This is a genomic window from Bradyrhizobium sp. CCBAU 51627, assembly GCF_028128765.1.
Taxonomy (GTDB): domain Bacteria; phylum Pseudomonadota; class Alphaproteobacteria; order Rhizobiales; family Xanthobacteraceae; genus Bradyrhizobium.
This window is the reverse complement of sequence record NZ_LBJG01000002.1, coordinates 202,637-225,290: the sequence shown is the minus strand read 5'-3', so window position 1 is coordinate 225,290 and position 22,654 is coordinate 202,637. Positions and strand designations below refer to the sequence as shown.

The window sequence follows — 22,654 nt, the reverse complement described above, 5'->3', positions numbered from 1 at the left end:
CTCCAAAGGCCCGCTTTCCGGCAAATCCAGTCACGGCAAAACACCGCTTCTGGATTCCAAATCAACGGCTTGGGAGTTCTTCACGGACGACTTGTTACCAAAAGCGCCAGCCCCGCCCGCACCAGCCCTCGCGATGGCCGCCATTGTAGCTTCGGGCGTAACCGCCCGCGAGCATCGCCGCCGAAACGTTGGGGGTCCGTTGGGTCGCGACATCAGCGAGAACGCGCCCGTATTTTTCCGAGCCAAGATTGTAGATCGTGACGCCGCCCTGGCCGAGCAGATTGCGCAACGCCCCGGTGGCAGCTTCCGCTTTGTCGAGTTCTTCCTGACAGGACGCCTTCAGCTCGGGCGCATCGATGCCGCGAAGGCGAACGCGCGCGACGAGATCGCGCCCACCGCGCCGGTGCACGCGCGCCACGAAGGTGTCGCCGTCGACGGTGCGGATGACATCGACCGACCGGCGGTCGTCGGGACTGCCTGACTGCTGAAGGATAATCTCGGCATCCTGCGTGCGCTCGTCGACCGGATGCCGAAGCGACCAATTCGCCCCATGCCGGAAGGTGAGCACGACCGCCGCAACGATCCCGACCACGAGCATCCAAGGCAACAATCCGGAGAAGCGATGCCGGAACGGCGAGCCGCCGAATCGCGGCCGATCGACATTAGGGCGGTCCTGGAAACGCATCGGATCACGCTAGGACTGAGTCGGGGAACCTCGCAAGGCACGGCTCGTCTGTTGGCCTGTACCGGCGATGGCGCGAGCGCCGCGGCTCGCCCGGATCGTGACTTGGCCGTACAATCGCACCTATGCGCGGAACGCTGTTCCAAGCGCTCTCCATTCGATACCTCCTGTAGTTGTACGGAGTTTGATCTTCAGCCCTTGTTTAGTATTAGGGCGGAGTACTCGGTATGCGTGTGGGGGAGCGGGAAGCATGGCATCGTTCAAGTTTCGCATCGGTACAAAGCTCGGACTGACGGCAAGTGCAGGGGTCCTTCTCGTCGGCGGCATGCTCGGCAACCAGCTCATCCGAAACGGGCAGATCGCGGGACTGAGCGAATTGGTGGTCATCAACACCGCCAACAAGGCCAATGCCCAAGGTGCCGAGCTTGCAGTGACCCGCGCGCGCCTCGCGGTGGCGGAGATCGGATCCGCCCCCACCGCCGACAGTCTCGCCAAACAGCTCGAAGTGCTGCGCGGCTCCATTGCCAATGCCACGACCGAAATAGACGCCGCATTGGTCCGGTCCAAGCGCGCCGAAGCCAAAGAGCTCTGCCGCGAAGTGAAGGTCCAGCTCGAAGCCTCCCTCAAGGCGGGCAATGACCTCGGCGAAGCCCGTGGCATCGCCATCACGGAATTCGCCGCGGCTAGACAGATTGAGGATGCCTGGAACAAGACCCTCGACAAATTGCTGACCTCGCCCATCCTCGTCGCATCGTCCAATCACCGCAACATCGAGGTCGTGTTGCGCGAAGCCGACGCGTCCTTCAAGGCGGTCAGTGCCGCCGATTGGCATTTTGCCGCAACCGGTGACGTCGAGCAGAAAGATCGTATCGCCGGTCTTGCCGATGCGATGATCGGAGTCCTGAAACGGGCGCGCCAGTCGGCCGGCGACAAGGAGGTCACGGACGGAATCGACGCGCTGGCGGCGCTCGCAGGACGCTATAAGGCCGCAGCCAGCGAAACCGTGAAGGCGGAAGAAACCAAAACACGCATCCTTGAGGAGCGGTTGCGCCCGGCCGCAAGGGAAATCTCGACGCGCGTCGACAAGCTGGTTGCCGCCAACAACGAATACACGGCCCTGCGGCAAAGCCAGCTGATGACTGCGCTGGAGCAGGCGACCTGGGTCAGTCTGGCCGTCGGCATCCTCGTGATCCTGGTCCTGGCCGGCTCGGCGCTGTTTTCGGTGCTGAGCATCGCCCGGCCGATCCGTCGTATCGGCGACGTGCTGCTGCAACTGGCCGGCGGCAACAAGGCTGTCGAGATTCCTTATACCGCCCGCGGCGACGAAGTTGGCGACAACGCCCGGGCCGCCCGGACGTTCAAGGACAATCTGATCCGCATCGAGCAGATGGAAGCCGAGCAGAAGGATCAGGAGGCGGCAGCCGCCACGCGACGCAAGCAGGAGATGATCCGGCTGGCCGATGCCTTCGAAGATGCGGTCGGCGGCATCATCAACTCGGTTTCGTCCGCCTCCCAACAGCTCGAAGCCGCCGCTGGCACATTGTCGGGGACCGCGGAAGAGACCGAGCAGCTTTCCGGAATGGTGGCCGCGGCGTCCGAGGAAGCCTCGACCAATGTAGGGGCGGTGGCGTCCGCCGCCGAGGAAATGAGCGCATCGGTCGTCGAGATCGGACGCCAGGTCCATGATTCCAGCCGCATCGCCGGCGAGGCGGTGAAGCAGGCGGAGCACACCGACGCCCGGATCAATGAATTGCTCAAGGCCGCAGGCCGGATCGGCGACGTCGTCAAATTGATCACGGCGATCGCGGAGCAGACCAATCTGCTGGCATTGAACGCCACGATCGAAGCGGCACGCGCCGGCGAGTCCGGCCGCGGCTTCGCGGTGGTGGCCAGCGAGGTCAAGGCGCTGGCGGCCCAGACCGCCAAAGCCACTGATGAAATCAGCGCGCAGATCGCCGGCATGCAGTCGGCCACCGAAGACTCGGTCGGCGCCATCAAGGCGATCGGCGCGACCATCTCCAAGATTTCGGACATCTCGACGACGATCGCGGCGACGGTCGAAGAGCAGGGCGCAGCGACCGCCGAGATCGCACGCAACGTCAGCGAGGCCGCCAAGGGAACGGTCGAAGTCGCCGACAAGATCGCCCAGGTCAGTCACGGCGCCAGCGCGACCGGTTCGGCGTCGACCCAGGTACTGGCATCCGCGCGCTCACTCTCGACGGAGAGTGGCCGCCTCAAGAGCGAGGTTGCGAAATTCCTCGATACGGTGCGGGCCGCCTGACGCCCGCACCTAACGGCCGACGCGAGGCCGGCCGCAAGTCACCTTTCCGACGCGTCGAACAACCAACGGCTTTTGGGAGGCCCCCACGCCGAGCCCCCGCTCGCGCCTCGGTCAAACAAGTTAACTTGGGGGATTGAGCGATGATCATCAGCATTGTCGGCGGCGGTGCAACCGGCATCACGATCCTGCGTCATCTGGCGGAGCTCGCCGCATCAGGGCGAGGCGCGGTCACTGGAATTCAGCTCTTCGACAAATGCGGCTTCGACGGCGGGGTCGCCTATCGCACGCAGAGCGATCGCCATCTGTTCAACATGAAGGCCTCGACGATGTCGATCCGGCCGGGCGACGCGGACGAGTTTTTGCGCTGGCTCCAGGCCCGCGGCCTCTCCTGCCCCGGCAACAAGCATCTGCCGCGGATGGTCTATCGGGATTATCTCGACGCGGTTCGATTGGCTGCAATCGCGCAATGCCGGAGCGTCGGCGTGCCGGTCCATGTCGAACATGCCGAAGTGATCCGCATGCGGCTCTCGCCGGATCGCGATGTCCTGCTGACGACCGACCGCAACATCACGCATATCTCCTCGGTGCTGATCCTCTGCACCGGTCACAATCTGCCCGATGACCCCTGCGGCCTGGCCGCAAGCCCGAACTATATCAGAGATCCGTACGCCCAATTCAGCTTCGCCGATCGACACGGCCTCGAGGTCGGCATCCTCGGAAGCGGACTCAGCGCAGTGGACACTGCGGCGGCGCTGGCCAAGACCCACCAGGCCGGCAGGATGATCTGCTTCTCGAGAAGCGGCCTGTTTCCGACGGTGCAGCCGGTGACAGCTCCCGCTATCGCGAACAACTTCCGCAACGCTCTCCATCGCTATGTGACCAGCCGCGCGCGTATCGAAGCCGACGCTTTTGCCACCCGCCTTTCCGAGCCGCTGCTGGAGACTACCGGGATCCGCTGCGATCTATCCTGCCGCAACGTCGTGGGGCGATGCGCTGACCGATCTCGAGCGCAACATCACGCGCGCCGAGACCGGTGAGCCCAGCGCCCACTCCTATCTCGTCAGCGTCATCGACGTGATGTGCGAGGCGTGGAGCCGAATGAGCGATGCCGAGAAGATGCGTTTCATGGACGTCTACAATTCCGGCTGGCTTCGCAACCGCTCGGCGATGCCGCTGGAGAATGCCGTCCGCATGCGCGACCTGATGCGGTCGGGAAGGCTCTCGACCTGCGCCCGGTTGCGCAACGTGATCGCCATCGGCAGCCGGTTTCGCGCGGTCCTGAATGATGGCAGTTGCCGCGAGGTGGATTACGTCATCGACGCGACTGGACCGTCCTACCGGCTGGACACCAGCCCGCTCTATCAGGACATGCAGCGCCAGGGCCTCATTGCATTCGACCCGCTCGGCGGGATTCGCTGCGGTTATGACGACAGCCGGGTCCACGACCGCCATGGCAATCCCTATCCGAACGTCTACGCGGTCGGCGGTCCCACCAAGGGCACGCACTTCTACGCCGCCGCCATCGACATCAACACGCGCCGCGCGCAGGCCGTGGTCGATTCCATCCTCAACCCGAAAGGTCCCGAGATGAGCACCATCCTCACGTCAGTCGAAGAAACCGACCGCTTGGCCGATCTCGTGCGCCGCGACCATCCCTCGCTCGACACGATGGTCCTCGCGCCTGACGGCAAGTACCAGAACAGACCGGCGGCGCTGGACGCATTGATGTGGGAAGTGAGGGACTGCCTCGGCGAAGCATTCCGGCACTGGGCTCCCGAAGATTTCCCGACGCTCTACTGCGCGTGGGGGCGCTGCCGCGTGGGTTCGACCGCGCTCACAAATCTGTTCGGCGTTGCCGGGATGCCCTCCTACTTCCAGCCGGTGAAGGTCGTCCTGCGCCATCGTCTGCTTGGAAATGCGGGCGAGCCGTGGGCTGCGCCGACGGCGGCGGAGCAGCCGCATGTCTTCGGCAAGGAAATGGCCGGACCCTATGTGCTGGCCGAGAGTCTGTTCCTGCCGCTCCAGCCGCTGATCGAGGCCGGCTGGCCGGTCGAGAAGCTTCATATGATCATGCTCGATCGCGATCCCCCCAGCTCCCTTGCCTCCTGGCTCGAGAAATGGTCGGACCGCGTTCCCGAGGATCGCCTGATCCGGAACTACGTGATCTCTTCGCTGAATGCGCTTCGCGTCGAGAGCTATGCAAAGCGGCGCGGCGTGCCGGTAACGCACTATGTCTATGAAGCCAGCAAGGACGCGACCGGCTCGGTGCGAAAACTGTTCGACCGGCTCGGCCTTGGCGACCGCTTCACCGAAGGTGCCGTCACCGACTGGAAGGAGCGCGGGCAGATCGAAACGAAGGGGTCGGGCGTGACCTTCCTCAGCGAGCCGAAGGTCTACACCGTCGTCGGCCTTCACGGATCGTGACACGGCCTATCGTTACCGGAGCCGCAAGACGGCCTCGCTGAGCGAAGCCCAGCTCCAGGTCATCGGTCGCTACGGCATCGACGAGATGTATCGCGCCTCGGTTGCAGCCTGCATCCGCGATCTCTCGCTGGATACCGACACCGCCGCGCGCCTGTTCGGCGATTGCCTGGGTACTGCGGCATGAGCGGACGGGTCGCTCCCGCGATCGTGGCAGCGCCGATTCGCCAGGCGCCCGACGAGGCCTCCATGCACCACAGGGCCACCAGCCATCTTCGTCGCCTCGAAGCGGAAAGCATCCACATCCTGCGCGAGACCGGGGCTGAGTTCCGCAAGCCGGTCATGCTGTATTCTATCGGGAAGGACTCTTCGGTCCTGCTGCATCTGGCGATAAAGGCGTTTCATCCCGGCAGGCCGCCGTTTCCGCTGCTGCATGTCGATACGACCTGGAAGTTCCGCGAGATGATCGCCTTTCGCGACCGCCGCGCCCGTGAGCTTGGCCTCGACCTGATCGTCCACACCAACTAGGACGGATTGAGCCAGGGCATGACGCCCTTCAGCCACGGCTCGGCCCGCTACACCGACGTGATGAAGACACAAGCCTTGCGGCAGGCGCTGGACCTCCACGGCTTCGACGCCGCGATCGGCGGCGCGCGGCGCGACGAGGAGAAATCGCGCGCCAAGGAGCGCGTGTTCTCGCACCGGAGCGCCGCGCATCGCTGGGACCCGAAGAACCAGCGGCCGGAGCTATGGAGGCTGTACAACACGATGCTCGCGCCCGGCGAGAGCATGCGGGTGTTTCCGCTGTCGACCTGGACCGAGCTCGACGTCTGGGACTACATCCTGCTCGAGAACATCCCGATCGTCCCGCTCTATCTGGCGGCAAAGCGCCCGGTGGTCGAGCGCGACGGCACGCTGATCATGGTCGACGACGAGCGCATGCCGCTGCTTGCGGATGAAGCGCCGCGCTGGCGCTCCGTCAGGTTTCGCACGCTGGGCTGCTATCCGCTCAGCGGCGCAACGATCTCGACGGCGACGACGCTGCCGGAGATCGTGCGGGAGATGATGGCATCACGCACCTCCGAACGGCAGGGACGCATGATCGACCGCGACAGTCCCGCGTCGATGGAGCGCAAGAAAGCGGAAGGTTACTTCTGATGTCTTATCACGAGGCCCCCACGATCGCCGCTCCCGATGCGCCACAGCTGGACCAGGACGATCGCCCGACCTTGCGTTTCGTCACCTGTGGCAGCGTTGACGACGGCAAGAGCACGCTGGTCGGTCGCCTGCTCTATGATTCCAAGACGCTGCTCGACGACCAGCTCGACGCGCTGGCGTCGGAGAGCAAGACATCAGGCACCGCCGGCGGCGATCTCGATTTCGGTCTGCTGGTCGACGGCTTGCAGGCCGAGCGCGAGCAGGGCATCACCATCGACGTCGCCTACCGGTTCTTCGCCACCAAGCTACGGCGCTTCATCGTTGCCGATACGCCGGGACACATGCAGTACACCCGCAACATGGCGACCGGCGCCTCGAACGCCGATCTCGCCGTGGTCCTGGTCGACGCGCGCAAGGGCGTGGTCACGCAGACCCGGCGCCACAGCCACATCCTGTCATTGCTCGGCATTCGCCACGTCGTGCTCGCCGTGAACAAGATGGATCTGATCGGTTTCAACGGCGGCCGTTTCGCGGCCATCACCGCGGAATATCTGACCCTGGCCGGGCAGCTCGGGATCTCCCAGGTCCAATGCATCCCGGTCGTGGCGCCGGACGGGGACAACATCGCCGCCGCAAGCACGCGCATGCCCTGGTACGCCGGGCCGACGGTCACGGCCTATCTGGAATCGGTGGACGTCGCCGGCGATATCTCGGGGCGGCCGTTCCGGCTGCCGGTGCAATGGGTCAATCGCCCGCATGCGGAGTTTCGCGGCTTCTGCGGACGGATCGCCAGTGGAGCGATTGCAACCGGCGAGGCTGTCACCGTACAGCCATCCGGCCGTCGCACGCGCATCGCACGCATTCTGACACCCGGCGGCGAGCACGATCGGGCTACGGCCGGCGAATCCGTGACGCTGACATTGGCCGACGAGATCGACATCAGCCGCGGCGACGTGCTGACGACGGGAGCAGCACCGCTCGTCTCGGATCAGTTGGCGGCGCATCTCGTCTGGTTCGACGACGACGCCATGGTGCCGGGCCGGCGCTACATGCTCAAATGCGGCACCGCCTCATCAGGCGCGGTGATCACGACTCTCAAGCACCGCATCGTCATCGACACGATGGCGCGGGAGAACGCCACCACGCTCGATACCAACCAGATCGGCTACGTCCATCTCAGCCTCGATCGCGCCCTGGTGTTCGAGGCCTATCGCGACGACCGCGAGATGGGCAGCTTCATTCTCGTCGACCCGATCAGCCATCGGACGGCTGCGGCCGGCATGATCGACCTGTCCTTGCGCCGCGCCACCAACATTCACTGGCAACGGCTCGCCGTCGACAAATCCGTGCGTGCGCGACTCAAGCAGCAGCGCCCCTGCGTGCTATGGTTCACGGGACTCAGCGGCGCCGGCAAATCGACCATCGCCGATCTGGTCGACCGTCGGCTGGCCGAGTTCGGACGTCATGCGGCGTTGCTCGACGGCGACAATCTCCGCCACGGCATCAATCGTGACCTTGGCTTTTCCAGCACCGAAAGGATGGAGAACGTCCGCCGCGTCGCCGAGATCGCGGCGCTGTTCGTCGATGCCGGCATGATCGCGCTGGTCGCGCTGATCTCGCCCTTCCGCAGCGAACGCGAGATGGCGCGGCACCGCGTCGAGGCGGGCGAGTTCATCGAAATCCATGTCGCAACCCCGCTCGCCGAATGCGAGCGGCGCGACCCCAAGGGACTCTATCGCAAGGCGCGGGCAGGAGAGCTGCCGGGATTCACGGGCATCGACGATCCCTACGAGGCCCCACAGGCGCCTGAAATCGCGATCGACACTTCGGAGCTGACGAGCGAGGCGGCGTGCGAGCGCATCATCCGGTACTTGCAGGAGCACCATTATCTATAGCGGATAGATCGTGAGGGTGCCGGGCCAGACCGCAGGCCTCAAAAGTCCGAGGCGATGCCCTTGCGCTCCCAATCGCCATAGCGGGTGGGCTCGGGTCCCTTCGGCCCCTGCAACTCCTTGGGGGCCGCCTTGTCATCATCCCTGGCATTGGCCACGGCGGCTCGCCGGCGAGCCTCGGCTTCGGCCAGCGCGCGCTGGGCGGCCGGCGGCAAGGGCTTGCGGTTGGGAACGGAAGGCTGGTCACTCATAGTCGGGTGTCCTAGCGCAGGATCAAAGTCGACGCGACGCCCAATAACGCATTGCTGAAATGGCGGCCAAGGGCTGAAATCGCCAGAGGCCATTCTTACATTTGGCATATTCGCATGTCACAGATGCTGATCTTAAGGCATGCGCCCATATCGGCGGAACTGCCGCTCTCAGAACCTTACGTCCGCATGCCATCTCAACGTTTTGCTCCTCCCTCCGAAGTGCCCGGTCTCGCGGCGCGGCGGATCGCCGCTGATATCGTCGATGGCGTCTTGCACAAGCACCGCACGCTCGACGACCAACTCGACGGCGCCGGCGCCCATCCCGGACTGAAGACGCTCGCCGACCGTGACCGCGCGCTGATGCGGCGCCTGGTTGCAACCATCCTGCGCCGGCTCGGCACGCTCGGCCATGTGCTGTCGCGCCTGCTCGACAAGGGCATCCCATCCGACGCGCCGCGCGCCCAGAGCGCGCTCTTGATCGGCGCCGCCCAGATCTTGTGGATGGACGTGCCCGATCACGCCGCGGTCGATCTCTCGGTCCGCCTCGTGCAATCCGACCGGCGCGCCGCGCGCTATGCCGGCCTCGTCAATGCCGTGCTGCGCCGCTGCGCGCGCGAGGGCCAGGCGCTGGTCGAGGAGGTCGCAACGCAATCGCTGGACCTGCCGCCCTGGCTGCTGGCGCGCTGGAGCGCGCATTACGGCGAGGCAACCGCGCGGGAGATGGCGCTCGCGCTCGGTCACGAACCTTCGCTCGACCTGACCGTGAAGTCCGACGCCGCGCAATGGGCGAGCCGGCTGCACGGTGAGGTGCTGCCGACGGGATCGGTGCGCACGCTGTTGCACGGCTCGGTCACGATGCTGCCCGGTTTCGCCGAAGGACAATGGTGGGTGCAGGATGCCGCCGCCGCGCTGCCGGTCCGCCTGTTTGGCGATATCAAGGGCAAATCCATCGCCGATTTCTGCGCCGCTCCTGGCGGCAAGACCGCACAGCTGGCGCTAGCAGGTGCGCAGGTCACGGCAATTGACCGCTCCCCCGCCCGGGTGGCGCGCCTGCGCGAAAATCTGGCCCGCCTGTCGCTCCAGGCGGAGACTGTCGTCGCGGACGCCGTGGAATGGACGGCGCCGGCGGAGGGCTTCGATGGAATCCTGATCGATGCGCCCTGCACCTCGACCGGGACGATCCGTCGGCACCCCGACGTCGCGTGGCTGCGGCAGGAATCCGATGTCGCCGCAATGACCGTTCTCCAGCAGCGGCTGCTGAAGAAATCCGTCTCGCTGCTCAAACCAGGCGGGACGCTGGTCTACTGCACCTGTTCGCTGGAACCAGAAGAAGGCGAGCAGGCGATCGCCACGCTGCTGGCCACAGAGCATGCGCTTCGCCGCGTGCCGATCGAGGCTAGCGAGGTCTCCGGCCTCAGCGAGATCATCACCCCTGACGGCGATCTCCGGACTTTGCCGAGCCACCTGCCGCATGCCGACCCGAAGCTCGGCGGGCTCGACGGATTCTTTGCGGCCCGGCTCGTTAAATCCTGATTTTGCACCGGATTTTGCTACCGCCAGCCTGATTCGGGGCCTTTCAAGGTGGTGTCAGACGGCCGATTTTGGGATTAATAAGGATTCGTCGGAATCCTCTCCCCCTTCAAGGCAAGGCGTGTCGGTCGCTCAACGCAGACGTATCTCGACGCTGGTGATGAACCGCTTCGCGCGAAACATGCTCTCGCGCGCGAGCGGTGGTTCCGTTGCGCTGTCGCGGGTCTGGCCCGGCCGGACCGATCGGCTGATCATCGCGCCGCATGATCTGCGCACGGCGGATGCGACACGCGCCGCCGAGATCTATGCCGGACGCTTCGTCTTCGCCGGCAAGATCGTCAACTGCCACGGCCGCTCGATCTTCGATCTCGATCCGCCCTCCGAGGACTGGGAGGTCGCGCTGCTCGGCTTCGGCTGGCTGCGGCACCTGCGCGCCGCCGACACTGCGCTGACCCGGGCAAATGCGCGCGCATTGGTCGAGGACTGGATCAGCAACCCCGCCAACAAGCGCCGGCCCATCGCCCGCCGCGCCGATGTGCTGGCGCGCCGCGTGATCTCGCTGCTGTCGCAGGCACCATTGGTACTGAACGACACCGACAACAAATTCTACCGCCGCTACCTGCGCGGACTCGCACGCGAGATCCGCTTTTTGCGCTACACCATGGTCAACATCCCGGATGGGGTGCCGAAGCTCCAGGTGCAGATCGCGCTGTGCTACACGACGCTCTGCCTCGCCAACCAGGCCCGCCATATCCGCAGCGCGTCGAAAAAACTCTCCGACGAATTGCAGCGGCAGATACTCCCGGACGGCGGACACATCTCCCGCAATCCGGGCGCGCTGATCGAGCTGCTGATCGACCTGTTGCCGCTGCGGCAGACCTTTGCCGCGCGCAACATCGCGCCGCCGCCGGCCCTTCTGAACGCGATCGATCGCATGATGCCAATGCTGCGCTTCTTCCGGCACGGCGACGGCAATTTCGCGCTGTTCAACGGCATGAGCGCGACGCCGTCGGACCTGCTCGCGACGTTGCTCGCCTATGACGATGCCCATGGCGCGCCGATGGCGAACATGCCGCACACCGGCTTCCAGCGCCTCGATGCCGGCCCGACCATTGTGATCATCGACACCGGCTCGCCGCCGCCACCCGGCGTCAGCCACGATGCGCATGCCGGCTGCCTGTCGTTCGAGCTGTCATCCGGCACCAGCCGCATCGTCACCAATTGCGGAATGCCGACCACAGGCCGCGACAATTGGCGGCCATTCGCGCGCGGCACCGCGGCGCATTCGACTCTGACCTATCACGACACTTCATCCTGCCAGTTCGTCGAGATGTCGGCGATGAAGCGGCTGCTGCACGGCGCCCCGATCATCAGCGGCCCTCATGAGGTCGAGAGCTATCGCGAGGTCGTCGAGGGCGGCACGCTGCTGACGACCTCGCATGACGGCTATCTCGCCAAGTTCGGCGTGATCCACCGCCGCGTGCTGATGGTTGCCAATGACGGCGCGCGCATCGACGGCGAGGACACGCTGTCGCCGCCGCAGGGTGCGCGGCTCAAGGGCGCCGACGCCGACTTCGCGCTACGCTTCCATCTGCATCCTGCGGTCAAGGCGAGCCGGCTGTCGGATGCCCGCGGCGTCATGCTGGTATTGCCGAACCGCGACGTCTGGACCTTCGAAGCCCTCGACGACAAGGTCGACCTCGAGGACAGCGTGTTCCTGGCCGGCAATGACGGTCCCCGCCGCACCGCCCAGATCGTGATCCGCCAGGATGCCCGCCAGGCGCCCTCGATCCGCTGGAGTTTTGTGCGTTCGACCGCCTCGCCCGCAGTCACCAATGCCCGCCGCAACGCGCGGCGCGAGCCGGAACTTCCGCTGTAAAGAGCCGCGATCCGGCCCTATCTAGCCGTTGAGAGCGGAGCCAAAAGCTGCTATCGAGCGCTCGTTCGCGCGACTGGCGACCTTGGATGGAGCACCATCGGGAAGCGCGACACATATCCGCCGCGCGCCTGGGCATAGACACTCCCTGAACAGAGGATCTTGCTCATGACTGACCGTCCCCGCCGCGTCACCCGCGCCCTTCTCTCCGTCTCCGACAAATCAGGCCTGATCGAGTTCGCCAAGGCGCTTGCCGCGCATGATGTCGAGCTGGTCTCGACCGGCGGCACCGCGAAAGCGATTGCCGCCGCGGGCCTGAAGGTTAAGGACGTCTCCGACCTCACCGGCTTTCCGGAGATGATGGATGGCCGCGTCAAGACGCTGCATCCAAAGGTGCATGGCGGCCTGCTCGCGATCCGCGACAACAAGGAGCATGCCGAGGCGATGAAGGCGCACGGCATTGCGCCGATCGATCTTCTTGTCGTCAATCTCTATCCGTTCGAGGCGACCGTCGACAAAGGCGCGGGCTTCGAGGATTGCATCGAGAACATCGACATCGGCGGTCCCGCAATGATCCGCGCCGCCGCGAAAAACCATGACGACGTCGCCGTCGTGGTCGAGGCGGACGACTACAAGGCCGTGCTCGACGAGCTCGCCGCCAACGACGGCGCGACCACGCTGAAACTGCGCCGGCGGCTCGCCGCAAAGGCCTATGCCCGCACCGCGGCCTATGACGCCGCGATCTCGAACTGGTTCAATCGCCAGCTCGAAATCGACGCGCCCGATTTCCGCGCCTTCGGCGGCAAGCTGATCCAGTCGCTGCGCTACGGCGAGAATCCGCACCAGACCGCGGCGTTCTATGCCACGCCCGACAAGCGCCCGGGCGTCTCCACCGCGCGGCAGTTGCAGGGCAAGGAGCTTTCCTACAACAATATCAACGACACCGATGCGGCCTATGAATGCATCGGCGAGTTCGATGCGAAGCGCACCGCGGCCTGCGTCATCGTCAAGCACGCCAACCCCTGCGGCGTCGCCGAAGGCGCGAACCTCGTCGACGCCTATCGCAAGGCGCTCGCCTGCGACTCCACGTCGGCCTACGGCGGCATTATCGCGATGAACCGGCCGCTCGACGCCGACACCGCGCGCGAGATCACGAAGATTTTCACCGAGGTGATCATCGCGCCCGACGCCAGCGCGGAGGCGATTGCCATCATCGGCGGAAAGAAAAATCTGCGCCTGCTGCTCGCCGGCAGCCTGCCCGATCCGCGCGCGCCGGGCCTCACCGCCAAGACCGTCGCGGGCGGCCTCCTCGTGCAGAGCCGCGACAACGCCGTGGTCGACGACATGACCTTCAAGATCGTGACGAAGCGCGCCCCGACTGATGCAGAGATGCGCGATCTCAAATTCGCCTTCCGGGTGGCAAAGCACGTCAAATCCAACACCATCATCTACGCCAAGGATCTCGCCACCGTCGGCATCGGCGCGGGCCAGATGAGTCGGGTGGATTCGGCGCGGATCGCCGCGCGCAAGGCGCAGGATGCGGCGAACGAGCTCAAGCTCGCCGAGCCGCTGACCAACGGCTCGGTGGTGGCGTCGGATGCGTTCTTTCCGTTCGCCGACGGCATGCTCGCCTGCATCGAGGCCGGCGCCACCGCCGTGGTGCAGCCCGGCGGCTCGATGCGCGACGACGAGGTGATCAAGGCTGCCGACGAGCACGGCATCGCGATGGTGTTCACGGGAACGCGGCACTTCAGGCACTAGGCCTTCACGACGAGCGCGTGGCCCGGATGGAGCACAGCGAAATCCGGGTTCTTGCGACCTCGCAAAGACTGTCCCGGATTGCGCTTCGCTCCATCCGGGCTACGGACTGCGGCTATTTCGCACCCGCATCAGCAGGGCCAGTCCCGCGACGAAGAACACCACCAGCACGGCCATGCCGGCCTTCTGGCTCGCGGTCGCCGCGGTGATCAGGCCGATCAACAGCGGGCCGATGAAGGACGTCACCTTTCCCGTCAGCGCGAACAGACCAAAATATTGCGCAATGCGATCCTTCGGCGCGAGGCGGATCAGCAGCGTGCGCGACGCCGCCTGGAGCGGGCCACCCGCCGCGCCGATCAGGCAGCCCAGCACGATATAGGCACGCTCAGCGGCGGCGGCGAACAGCGGCCCGCCCGGCTGGGGCGGCGCGACCTTGACAAACAGCACGCTATCCTTGTCGACGAGCAGGATCGCAGCGACCGCGAGCAGCAGGATCAGCATGCTGCCGGCGATGACGCGCTTGGGACCGAGGAGGTCGTCGAGCTTGCCGCCAAGCCACGCACCGAAGGTACCCGCGATGGCCAAGATGATTCCAAATGTGCCGATCTGGATCGTGTGCCAGCCGAACGTGCCGGCAGCATAGATGCCGCCAAACGCGAACAGCGATACCAGGCCGTCGGTGTAGATCATGTTGGCAAGCAGAAATGCGGCGAGCGATTTCTGCTGCGGTAAGCTCTTCAGCGACCGCATCAGATCGGCGAGGCCCTCGCGCAGCGCCTCGCGCGCCGGACGCTTCGCCGGATAGTCCGGGGTGAACAGGAACATCGGCGTTACGAAGACGATGAACCACAGGCCGGTCAGAGGTCCTGCGGCGCGGTCGCCCTGGTGGGTTGCGGGATCGAGCCCGAACAGCGGCGTGAAGCCAAGCAGTGTACGGCCGGTCTCGGGATTGGCGGCGAGAAAGCCGAGCACGATGATCAGGCTGACGATGCCGCCGATATAGCCTGTGGCCCAGCCGGTGCCGGAGAGACGGCCGATCCGCTCCGGCGGCACCAGGGTCGGCATCATCGCATTGTTGAAGACGGTGGCGAATTCCGCGCCGACGCTCGCGAGCGCGACCGCAGTCAGGAGCGGCGGAATGATGGCGTGATCGCCAGGCTTGCCGATCCACAGTGCGCAGGAGGCCAGCACGAGGACCGCACCGAACGCGGCGATCCAGGGCTTGCGGCGGCCCGCAGCATCCGCGATGGCGCCGAGCACGGGCGACAACAGCGCGATCGCCATGCCAGCTGCTGCCATCGCAAATCCCCACAGCGATTGCCCCGTGGCGGGATCCGGCGCGACGCTGGTGGCGAAATAGGGCGCGAACACGAAAGTGGTGATCAACGTGAAATAGGGCTGTGCGGCCCAATCGAAGAAGATCCAGCTGACGACGGCGGCGCGCGGCGGATAGGTCCGCGGGGCGCCGGTCACGCGCACGTCCGGAGCGATCGTCGTCATTGCGCAGTCCTCATCACGAACAGTTTTGTCCCTCTTAACGCAAACCGTATAGCATTGCAGTGACGCGTGTGAATTGACCTGAGAGCTCGGCGGAAACTTGATGATGACGTCATTTTCGACACGGCGGACTTTCCTGGCGCTCATCGCCACTCTTGCGTTCGGCCTTGCATCTGCGACCGCGCAGGATGCGCGGCGGGCTTATGTCCCGCCAGCGCTCGACACGGTTCATGCTATCCCCGCCGAGCATGGCATGGTGGTGGCGCAGGAGAAGATATCTGCGCAAGTCGGCGCCGACATCCTGCGGCGTGGCGGCAACGCCGTCGACGCGGCGGTCGCGACCGGTTTCGCCATGGCGGTGACCTATCCGCGCGCCGGCAATATCGGCGGCGGTGGGTTCATGGTGATCCATTCCGCCGAGCGCAACGAGGACATCGCGATCGACTATCGCGAGACCGCGCCGGCGGCCACCACGGCGCGAATTTTCCTGGGACCCGACGGCAAGCCTGATCCCGCCAAGTCGCGCGATTCCGGACTTGGCATTGGCGTCCCCGGCACGGTCGCAGGCCTTGCGCTGGCACTCGAGAAGTACGGCTCGGGCAAGTTCACGCTGGCGCAATTGCTCGAACCTGCGATCGCACTCGCCCGCGATGGATTTATCGTCACCGACGATCTCGCCGATACGCTGCCGGGCTGGTCCGCACGGCTCGCGCGCTGGCCATCCTCCGCAAGGATCTTCGCAAAGCCCGACGGCAGGCCGCTTGGCGAAGGCGACAGGCTGGTGCAGAACGATCTCGCCGACACGCTGGCGCGCGTCGCTGCGGAAGGGCCGCGCGGATTCTACGAGGGACCGGTGGCGGAAAAGATCGCCAAGGCCGTGTCCGATGCCGGCGGCATCATGACGCCCGCTGACCTGAAGACCTATCAAGCCGTGATCCGTGCGCCGGTTCGTGGCACGTATCGCGGCTATGACATCGTGTCGATGCCACTGCCGTCGTCAGGCGGCGTGGTGCTGCTGGAAAGCCTCAACACCCTCGAAGGCTTTCAGCTGGCCGACCTCAAGCAGGGTTCGCCTGCGTCGCTACATCTGCTGATCGAAGCCATGAAGCGCGCCTATGCGGACCGTGCGCGCTATCTCGGCGATCCCGCCTTCGTCAACGCGCCCATCGATAGGCTCACGGCGAAGGACTACGCGGCCAAGCTGCGCGCGGGCATTTCGACCAGTCGCGCCACGTCATCCAAGGACCTCGTTGCCACCGCTGCTTCGCCGCATGAGGGCAGCAACACCACGCATTTTTCCGTCGTCGATGCCCTAGGCAACGCCGTCAGCAACACCTATACGCTGAACTTCAGTTATGGCGTCGGTCTCGTCGCCGACGGAACCGGCGTGCTGCTCAATAACGAGCTCGACGATTTCACGGCGGCGGTGGGGGCCTCCAATGCCTATGGTCTGGTCGGCTATGAGGCCAACCTACCCGGACCTGGCAAGCGGCCACTGTCCTCGATGTCGCCAACCATCGTGCTCCGGGGCGGAAAGCCTGTGCTGGTGACGGGCTCGCCCGGCGGCAGCCGGATCATCTCGACAGTGCTCCAGGTGATCGTCAACGTGCTCGACTACAAGATGGACGTCGCGGCCGCGGTGGCCGCGCCGCGGCTGCATCATCAATGGCTGCCGGACGAGGTGCGTGTCGAGCGTGGCTTTCCCGAGGACGTGCTGTTGGAACTGAAGGCGATGGGCCACCTTGTCGTCGAGCCGATGGGGCAAACGTCTGCCAATTCGATACTCGTGACGCCCAACGGGCCTCTCGGCGCACCCGATCCGCGCACGCGCGGTGCGGAAGCAGCGGGACAGTAACCTGTCCTTGCATGGCCCGGCGGCTTGCTTCGCCATTCGCGCGTGCTACCACCGATGGGCACAAGATCTGCCGGGAAAACGCACATGACAACGGCCGATCCGACTGGGCGCATCGAGCGCGCCGAGATCGAGGACACGAGCCTTCTCTTGCATCGCTGATGGCTACGGGCTGCCAGGGCGGCTACTACGCCGTCACCTTCTGGGTGCCGCAATTCCTGACGAAAGAGCGGCATCTGTCGATCGTCGGCTCGACCGGCTATCTCTCGACACTGATCATCGGCTCCTTCATCGGCTATCTTACAGGCGCCTGGCTTGCAGGCGCCTAGCTTGCCGACCGGATCGGGCGACGCAACCTGTTCCTGATCTTTTCCATCGGAGCGATGGCCGTAGTGCTGCTCTATACACAGCTGCCGCTTACCAACGAGATCCTCTGGGTGCCCGGTTTCCCGCTCGGCTTCTTCGCCTCGGGCTATTTCTCAGGCGTCGGCGCATTCCTGACAGAACTCTTTCCGACGCGGCTGCGCGGCTCGGGCCAGGGCTTCTGCTATAATTTCGGCCGCGGCATCGGCGCACTGTTTCCGTTCCTCGTCGGCGCGCTGTCTGCGTCGACCTCCCTTGCCAATGCGATCGCGATCTTCGCGGTCGTCGCCTACGCGGTGTTCTTCATCGCCGCCTTCGCACTGCCAGAGACACGCGGGCGCGTGCTGCACGCGGACTAGCCGAAGACGTCATCCCCGGGGCGAAGCGAAAGCATCGAACCCGGGATCTCGCGTCACAATCTCTGGATTCCGGGTTCGCGCTTCGGGCGCCCCGGAGCGAAACCTACCGCCCCACCTGATACGGCCCGCCCTTCTCGAGGGCGCGCGCATAGGCCGGCCGCGCGTGGATGCGCTCCAGGAAGGCCATCGCCTTCGGATGGCCCTGCTCGAGCCCACCGCGTGCTTGCGCGGCTTCAAGCGGAAAGCTCATCTGGATGTCGGCGGCAGTGAACTCGCTGCCGGCGAACCATTCGCTTTTTCCCAGCTCGCCTTCCCAATAATCCATGTGTTGCTTGAGCTGCGGATTGACCAGCGCCGTGAGCGCCTGGTTCGAGACCTTGCGCACCAGCGGACGAAGCAGCGCCGGCGCGCGCTTGGGCATCAGCGTGAAGAGCAGCTTCAACAGCAGCGGCGACATCGCGGAGCCCTCCGCATAGTGCAGCCAATAGGTGTAGCGCAGTCGCTCCGGCGTATCCGGCGGCGGGATGAGGCGGCCATTGCCATAGGTCGCGATGAGATATTCGATGATCGCGCCTGACTCGGCGATGGTGTTGCCGTTGTCGGTGATGACGGGCGACTTGCCGAGCGGATGAATGGCGCGGAGCTCTTTCGGCGCGCGCATGTCGGGCTGGCGCTGATAGCGCACGATCTCGTGGGGAACGCCCAGCTCCTCGAGCAGCCACAGCACGCGCTGCGAGCGCGAATTGTTGAGGTGATGGACGGTCAGCATCGCGAGATCCCCAGGGACGTGGTGGTCGGTCGGCCGCGTACCTGCCAGCCCCGGAACGCAATGTCGAGCGTCGGCGCGGATATTTTCATCCGGGTATATTGACTGCAGCAATTTACCCGGGTATTAAGTTGATCAGCAACGTCAATATGGCAATGATTTCAATGCAGAGGATTTTCACCGCCTTCCAGGGGCAGCGTCGCCTGGTGTCCGGGCCGGCTGGAGAGGTTGCGCTGGTCGTCAAACGGGTGGCGCCGCGGCCGGATGAGCCCATCATCATCTTCGAGGATGCCACGGGCCGATCAATCGACTTCGATCTGCGCGGCGGGGATCGCGAGGTGCTGGCACGCCTGGCGAAGCTTATCCCACCGCCACTCGAGGAGACCGCACCACCGGGCGAGCCGCGCGGGCGCGGCCGGCCCAAGCTCGGGGTCGTCGCGCGCGAGGTGACGCTGCTGCCGCGCCATTGGGAATGGCTCGGCGCTCAGCCCGGCGGCGCCTCGGTCGCGCTGCGGAAACTCGTCGACGAGGCAAGGCGCGTCAGCGGTGACAAGGATCGCGAGCGGCAGGCGCGCGATGCGGCCTATCACTTCATGTCTGCCATGGCAGGCAACCTGCCGCAATTCGAGGAAGCTTCGCGCGCGCTGTTTGCCGATGACCGGCGGCGCTTCACCGGGCTGATCGCCAACTGGCCCACTGACATTCGCGACCACATCGTCAAGCTCGCTTATAGCGACCGCACGTAAACCCGCGGCACTCTCTCAACCCAGCAACGGCCGAGCCGCGCATTGCGCGGCAACGGTCCTGCACGGCCCGATGAAAGGCACATCCATGTCCGCTTCAACACCGCTCTGGAAAAGCTTCCTGCGTTTCCTTGCGCCGTTGATGCTGAGCAACGCGCTGCAATCGCTGTTCGGCACCGTCAGCAATGTGTATCTCGGCCACATGATCGGCGTGGACGCGCTCGCGGCCGTCTCGGTGTTCTTTCCGGTCATGTTCTTCCTGTTCGCCTTCGTCATAGGCCTGAGCACCGGCGCCACCGTGCTGATCGGCCAGGCCTTTGGCGCGGGCGAGCATGGGCGCATCAAGATCGTTGTCGGCGCGACGCTCGCAGCCGGCCTGCTGCTCTCGATCTCAGTTGGCCTGCTTGGCGGTCTTTTCAGCCGACAGTTGATGATGGCGCTCGCGACGCCGGCGGACATTCTCGACGCGGCCAGTGGCTATGCGCGAATCATGCTGCTGACGATGCCGCTCGGCTTTGTCTTCCTGCTGATGACGGCGATGATCCGCGGCGTCGGCGATGCCATGACGCCGCTGCTGGCGCTGGCGTTGTCGACAACGATCGGCCTGATTCTGACGCCGATCCTGATCCGCGGCGCGGTCGGCATCACCAGCCCGGCCTGGGCCGCCGCAATCTCGAATGCAGTGACGCTGCTCGTGCTGGGCCTTTATCTGCTGCGGAAGAAGCACGCGCTCGCGCCTGATGTCGCGCTGCTGCGCCATGTGCAGCTCGACCGCGCTGTGATCGGCCAAGTCCTCGGCATTGGATTGCCGAGCGCGGTCGGCATGGTCGTGATGGCGATTGCCGAACTGGTTCTGCTCGGCCTCGTCAACGGCTTTGGATCGGACGCCACCGCCGCCTATGGCGCCGTGAATCAGGTGATGGGGTATACGCAGTTCACGGCGATGTCGATTTCGATCGCGGTCTCGATTCTCGGGGCGCAAGCGATCGGCGGCGGCGACCGGGCACGGCTCGACGGCATCGTCCGCACCGGGCTTGCATTCAACCTCGTGCTGACCGGCGGGCTGGTGGCGTTGATCTATCTCGCCCCACGCCTCGTGCTCGGTATGTTCATCACCAATGGCGTCGTACTCGATCTGGCGAAGGACCTGCTCTTCGTCGCCCTCTGGAGCTCGGTGCCGTTCGGCTTTGCGACCACGTTCTCCGGTGCGATGCGTGCCGCCGGCGTGGCGCTGACGCCGATGCTGCTGTCGATCTTCGCGATTGTCGCGATCGAGCTGCCATCCGCGCTGATCCTCAGCCGTACCATCGGCCTTGAGGGCGTCTGGACCGCCTATCCGATCGTGTTCTGCAGCATGTTTGTTTTGCAGATGGGCTATTACCTTCTGGTGTGGCGCAAGCGGGCAATCCGGCGCCTGGCCTGACCATCAAGATATTATGGTCATCATTAAAAGGTGGACCTGTGACCCGCCCTGCGCCACAATGGGCAAAAGCGATCTTTGGGAGAACGAATTTGCCCCATACAGCTCCGCAGTTCCTGTTCGATTTCGGCAGCCCGAACGCCTATCTCAGTCATCTCGCGATCCCGGCGATTGAACAGCGCATCGGCGTCAAGTTCGAATATGTCCCGATCCTGCTTGGCGGCATCTTCAAGTCGACCAACAACAGATCGCCGGCCGAGACGCTCGCCGGCGTCAAGAACAAGCGCGAATTCCAACAAGTCGAAACCGAGCGCTTCATCAAGCGCTTCAAGGTCCAGCCCTATGTCTGGAATCCGCATTTTCCCGTCAACACGCTCAACCTGATGCGCGCGGCCATTGCCGCACAGCTCGAAGGCGTGTTCGAAACATATGTCGAGGCTGCCTTCCACCACATGTGGCGCGAGCCGAAGAAGATGGACGATCCCGAAATCGCAGCGAAGGCGCTGGCCTCCTCCGGCCTCGACGCCCAAAAGCTGTTCGCCCGCGCCCAGGAGGGCGAAGTGAAGGGCAAGCTGATCAGGAACACCGAGGAGGCGGTCGCCCGCGGCGCGTTCGGCTCGCCGACCTTCTTTGTCGGCGACGAGATGTTCTTCGGCAAGGAGCAGCTGCGCGAGGTCGAGGAGATGGTACTGGGGACTTAGTCCCCGCTCTCCAGCCACGGAATGTGATCGCGGCCCCGGTCCGGATTGCTTCGCTTCGCGTGCAATGAAGACTATAAATGGGCTGCCAACAGCAACAATAAGGACCATCCCATGCGTATCCTCGTGGTCGGCGCCGGCGCCATCGGCGGCTATTTTGGTGGCCGGCTTTTGCAGGCCGGGCGCGACGTCACCTTCCTGGTCCGCCCCAAGCGCGCCGGCGAGCTCGCCAGCGACGGGCTCGTCATCAAGAGCCCGAATGGCGACGTGGCCTTGAAGAATCCGCCGACGGTGCAGGCCGATGCGCTCAAGGACAAGTTCGACGTCGTGCTCTTGAGCTGCAAGGCGTTCGACCTCGACGATGCCATCACCTCGTTCGCCGCGGCGGTGGGACCGAATACGACGATCATTCCCATGCTCAACGGCATGAAGCATCTCGATATCCTCGATGCCAGGTTCGGCAACGAGCGCGTGCTCGGCGGCCTCTGCGCCATCGCCGCGACCTTGAACGAGAAGCGCGAGGTGGTGCAGCTCCAGCCGATGCAGTCGATCAATTACGGCGAGCGCGACGGCAAGACGTCGAACCGCGTCAAGGCGATCGACGAGGCGTTCAAGAGCGGCATTATCGGCGCCACCGCCAGCCAGAACATCATGCAGGACATGTGGGAAAAGTGGGTGTTCCTGTCTTCGCTCGCAGCTTCCACCTGCCTGATGCGCAGCTCGGTCGGCAACATCCTTGCCGCGCCCGGCGGCCGGGACTTCCTGCTCGGCATGCTGGACGAGACCAGTGAGATCGCCACTGCGTCGGGCTATCCGCCGGGCGGCCCGTTCTTCGAACGCGTCAAGGGCAACCTCACCACCGAGGGCTCGCCGATGACGGCCTCGATGTTCCGCGACATCAGGGCGGGGCTGCCCGTCGAAGCCGATCACGTGATCGGCGACCTCATCGCGCGCGCCGACGCCGCCAAGGTGCCGGTGCCGAAGCTCCGCATCGCCTACACGCATCTGAAGGCGTATGAGAAGCAGCGGGCGGGCTAACTCCGCTCTCATTGTCATCCGAAGATGGCGCGCGCCTCATTTGCGGGCAGTGGAAGAGCACGACCACTC

General features: G+C 65.0%; 15 protein-coding genes, 2 pseudogenes and 1 riboswitch. Of the genes and pseudogenes, 13 read left to right on the top strand and 4 right to left on the bottom strand.

What is annotated here, in order from left to right; all coding sequences use genetic code 11:
* Nucleotides 1–94 precede the first annotated feature (94 nt).
* The gene (locus XH88_RS01360) at nucleotides 95–685 is read right to left on the bottom strand and encodes a thermonuclease family protein (protein WP_271613618.1); all 591 of its coding nucleotides are present in this window, start codon (nucleotides 683–685) and stop codon (nucleotides 95–97) included.
* Nucleotides 686–932: 247 nt separating this feature from the next.
* Here XH88_RS01360 and XH88_RS01355 point away from each other — a divergent pair, with 247 nt between their 5' ends.
* From XH88_RS01355 to cysC, 4 genes and pseudogenes are all read left to right on the top strand, one after another.
* A complete protein-coding gene (locus XH88_RS01355; RefSeq protein WP_271613617.1) occupies nucleotides 933–2,963 on the top strand; it encodes a methyl-accepting chemotaxis protein in 2,031 nt (676 codons plus the stop codon).
* 140 nt (nucleotides 2,964–3,103) lie between these two features.
* On the top strand, nucleotides 3,104–4,000 hold the full coding sequence (locus XH88_RS01350; protein WP_271613616.1) for an FAD/NAD(P)-binding protein: 897 nt from the start codon (nucleotides 3,104–3,106) through the stop codon (nucleotides 3,998–4,000).
* Nucleotides 4,001–5,633: 1,633 nt separating this feature from the next.
* Nucleotides 5,634–6,542, top strand: a pseudogene (cysD, locus tag XH88_RS01340) (sulfate adenylyltransferase subunit CysD).
* Complete coding sequence (cysC, locus tag XH88_RS01335) at nucleotides 6,542–8,437, top strand: adenylyl-sulfate kinase (RefSeq protein WP_271613615.1); 1,896 nt, start codon at nucleotides 6,542–6,544, stop codon at nucleotides 8,435–8,437. Before cysD ends, cysC begins: the two are co-directional and overlap by 1 nt.
* Before the next feature lie 38 nt (nucleotides 8,438–8,475).
* Here the strand turns inward: cysC and XH88_RS01330 are convergent, their stop codons facing one another.
* On the bottom strand, nucleotides 8,476–8,685 hold the full coding sequence (locus XH88_RS01330; RefSeq protein ID WP_271613614.1) for a DUF1674 domain-containing protein: 210 nt from the start codon (nucleotides 8,683–8,685) through the stop codon (nucleotides 8,476–8,478).
* A gap of 186 nt (nucleotides 8,686–8,871) precedes the next feature.
* Here XH88_RS01330 and XH88_RS01325 point away from each other — a divergent pair, with 186 nt between their 5' ends.
* The 3 genes from XH88_RS01325 to purH all read left to right on the top strand — a co-directional run bounded on the left by XH88_RS01325 (nucleotide 8,872) and on the right by purH (nucleotide 13,852).
* Nucleotides 8,872–10,218: an RsmB/NOP family class I SAM-dependent RNA methyltransferase gene (locus XH88_RS01325; protein WP_271613613.1), complete on the top strand. Its 1,347-nt coding sequence runs from the start codon at nucleotides 8,872–8,874 to the stop codon at nucleotides 10,216–10,218.
* Nucleotides 10,219–10,375: 157 nt separating this feature from the next.
* Nucleotides 10,376–12,094, top strand: a complete 1,719-nt coding sequence (locus tag XH88_RS01320) for a heparinase II/III family protein (RefSeq protein WP_271613626.1) — start codon at nucleotides 10,376–10,378, stop codon at nucleotides 12,092–12,094.
* Nucleotides 12,095–12,153: 59 nt separating this feature from the next.
* A riboswitch (ZMP/ZTP riboswitch) is annotated at nucleotides 12,154–12,235 on the top strand.
* Nucleotides 12,236–12,259: 24 nt separating this feature from the next.
* Nucleotides 12,260–13,852, top strand: a complete 1,593-nt coding sequence (gene purH / locus XH88_RS01315; protein ID WP_271613612.1) for a bifunctional phosphoribosylaminoimidazolecarboxamide formyltransferase/IMP cyclohydrolase — start codon at nucleotides 12,260–12,262, stop codon at nucleotides 13,850–13,852.
* Between the two features lie 99 nt (nucleotides 13,853–13,951).
* Here purH and XH88_RS01310 read toward each other — a convergent pair whose 3' ends face one another.
* Complete coding sequence (locus tag XH88_RS01310; protein WP_271613611.1) at nucleotides 13,952–15,349, bottom strand: MFS transporter; 1,398 nt, start codon at nucleotides 15,347–15,349, stop codon at nucleotides 13,952–13,954.
* A gap of 100 nt (nucleotides 15,350–15,449) precedes the next feature.
* Between XH88_RS01310 and ggt the strand changes: the two genes are divergently transcribed.
* Together ggt and XH88_RS01300 are read left to right on the top strand one after the other, a co-directional pair.
* A complete protein-coding gene (gene ggt, locus XH88_RS01305) occupies nucleotides 15,450–17,201 on the top strand; it encodes a gamma-glutamyltransferase (protein ID WP_271613610.1) in 1,752 nt (583 codons plus the stop codon).
* 146 nt (nucleotides 17,202–17,347) lie between these two features.
* Nucleotides 17,348–17,920, top strand: a pseudogene (locus tag XH88_RS01300) (MFS transporter); the annotation flags it as partial.
* A 103-nt stretch (nucleotides 17,921–18,023) separates the two neighbouring features.
* On the opposite strand, the gene XH88_RS01295 reads toward XH88_RS01300, so the two are convergent.
* Nucleotides 18,024–18,689 (bottom strand): glutathione S-transferase family protein, encoded by a 666-nt coding sequence (locus tag XH88_RS01295; protein ID WP_271613609.1) that lies wholly within the window; start codon nucleotides 18,687–18,689, stop codon nucleotides 18,024–18,026.
* Nucleotides 18,690–18,835: 146 nt separating this feature from the next.
* Here XH88_RS01295 and XH88_RS01290 point away from each other — a divergent pair, with 146 nt between their 5' ends.
* From XH88_RS01290 to panE, 4 genes are all read left to right on the top strand, one after another.
* Nucleotides 18,836–19,432, top strand: coding sequence for a DUF2239 family protein (locus XH88_RS01290; RefSeq protein WP_271613608.1), 597 nt, complete (start codon nucleotides 18,836–18,838; stop codon nucleotides 19,430–19,432).
* An 85-nt stretch (nucleotides 19,433–19,517) separates the two neighbouring features.
* A complete protein-coding gene (locus XH88_RS01285) occupies nucleotides 19,518–20,852 on the top strand; it encodes an MATE family efflux transporter (protein WP_271613607.1) in 1,335 nt (444 codons plus the stop codon).
* A gap of 89 nt (nucleotides 20,853–20,941) precedes the next feature.
* Entirely contained in the window at nucleotides 20,942–21,550 is a 609-nt protein-coding gene (locus tag XH88_RS01280) for a 2-hydroxychromene-2-carboxylate isomerase (protein ID WP_271613606.1), read from the top strand.
* Between the two features lie 111 nt (nucleotides 21,551–21,661).
* Complete coding sequence (gene panE / locus XH88_RS01275; protein ID WP_271613605.1) at nucleotides 21,662–22,585, top strand: 2-dehydropantoate 2-reductase; 924 nt, start codon at nucleotides 21,662–21,664, stop codon at nucleotides 22,583–22,585.
* Nucleotides 22,586–22,654 lie beyond the last annotated feature (69 nt).

What these genes read in the sequence shown, in the direction of transcription:
- XH88_RS01360 (WP_271613618.1), bottom strand. Translation starts at nt 685, where the DNA reads ATGCGTTTCCAGGACCGCCCTAATGTCGATCGGCCGCGATTCGGCGGC.
- XH88_RS01355 (WP_271613617.1), top strand. Translation starts at nt 933, where the DNA reads ATGGCATCGTTCAAGTTTCGCATCGGTACAAAGCTCGGACTGACGGCA.
- XH88_RS01350 (WP_271613616.1), top strand. Translation starts at nt 3,104, where the DNA reads ATGATCATCAGCATTGTCGGCGGCGGTGCAACCGGCATCACGATCCTG.
- cysC (WP_271613615.1), top strand. Translation starts at nt 6,542, where the DNA reads ATGTCTTATCACGAGGCCCCCACGATCGCCGCTCCCGATGCGCCACAG.
- XH88_RS01330 (WP_271613614.1), bottom strand. Translation starts at nt 8,685, where the DNA reads ATGAGTGACCAGCCTTCCGTTCCCAACCGCAAGCCCTTGCCGCCGGCC.
- XH88_RS01325 (WP_271613613.1), top strand. Translation starts at nt 8,872, where the DNA reads ATGCCATCTCAACGTTTTGCTCCTCCCTCCGAAGTGCCCGGTCTCGCG.
- XH88_RS01320 (WP_271613626.1), top strand. Translation starts at nt 10,376, where the DNA reads ATGAACCGCTTCGCGCGAAACATGCTCTCGCGCGCGAGCGGTGGTTCC.
- purH (WP_271613612.1), top strand. Translation starts at nt 12,260, where the DNA reads ATGACTGACCGTCCCCGCCGCGTCACCCGCGCCCTTCTCTCCGTCTCC.
- XH88_RS01310 (WP_271613611.1), bottom strand. Translation starts at nt 15,349, where the DNA reads ATGACGACGATCGCTCCGGACGTGCGCGTGACCGGCGCCCCGCGGACC.
- ggt (WP_271613610.1), top strand. Translation starts at nt 15,450, where the DNA reads ATGATGACGTCATTTTCGACACGGCGGACTTTCCTGGCGCTCATCGCC.
- XH88_RS01295 (WP_271613609.1), bottom strand. Translation starts at nt 18,689, where the DNA reads ATGCTGACCGTCCATCACCTCAACAATTCGCGCTCGCAGCGCGTGCTG.
- XH88_RS01290 (WP_271613608.1), top strand. Translation starts at nt 18,836, where the DNA reads ATGGCAATGATTTCAATGCAGAGGATTTTCACCGCCTTCCAGGGGCAG.
- XH88_RS01285 (WP_271613607.1), top strand. Translation starts at nt 19,518, where the DNA reads ATGTCCGCTTCAACACCGCTCTGGAAAAGCTTCCTGCGTTTCCTTGCG.
- panE (WP_271613605.1), top strand. Translation starts at nt 21,662, where the DNA reads ATGCGTATCCTCGTGGTCGGCGCCGGCGCCATCGGCGGCTATTTTGGT.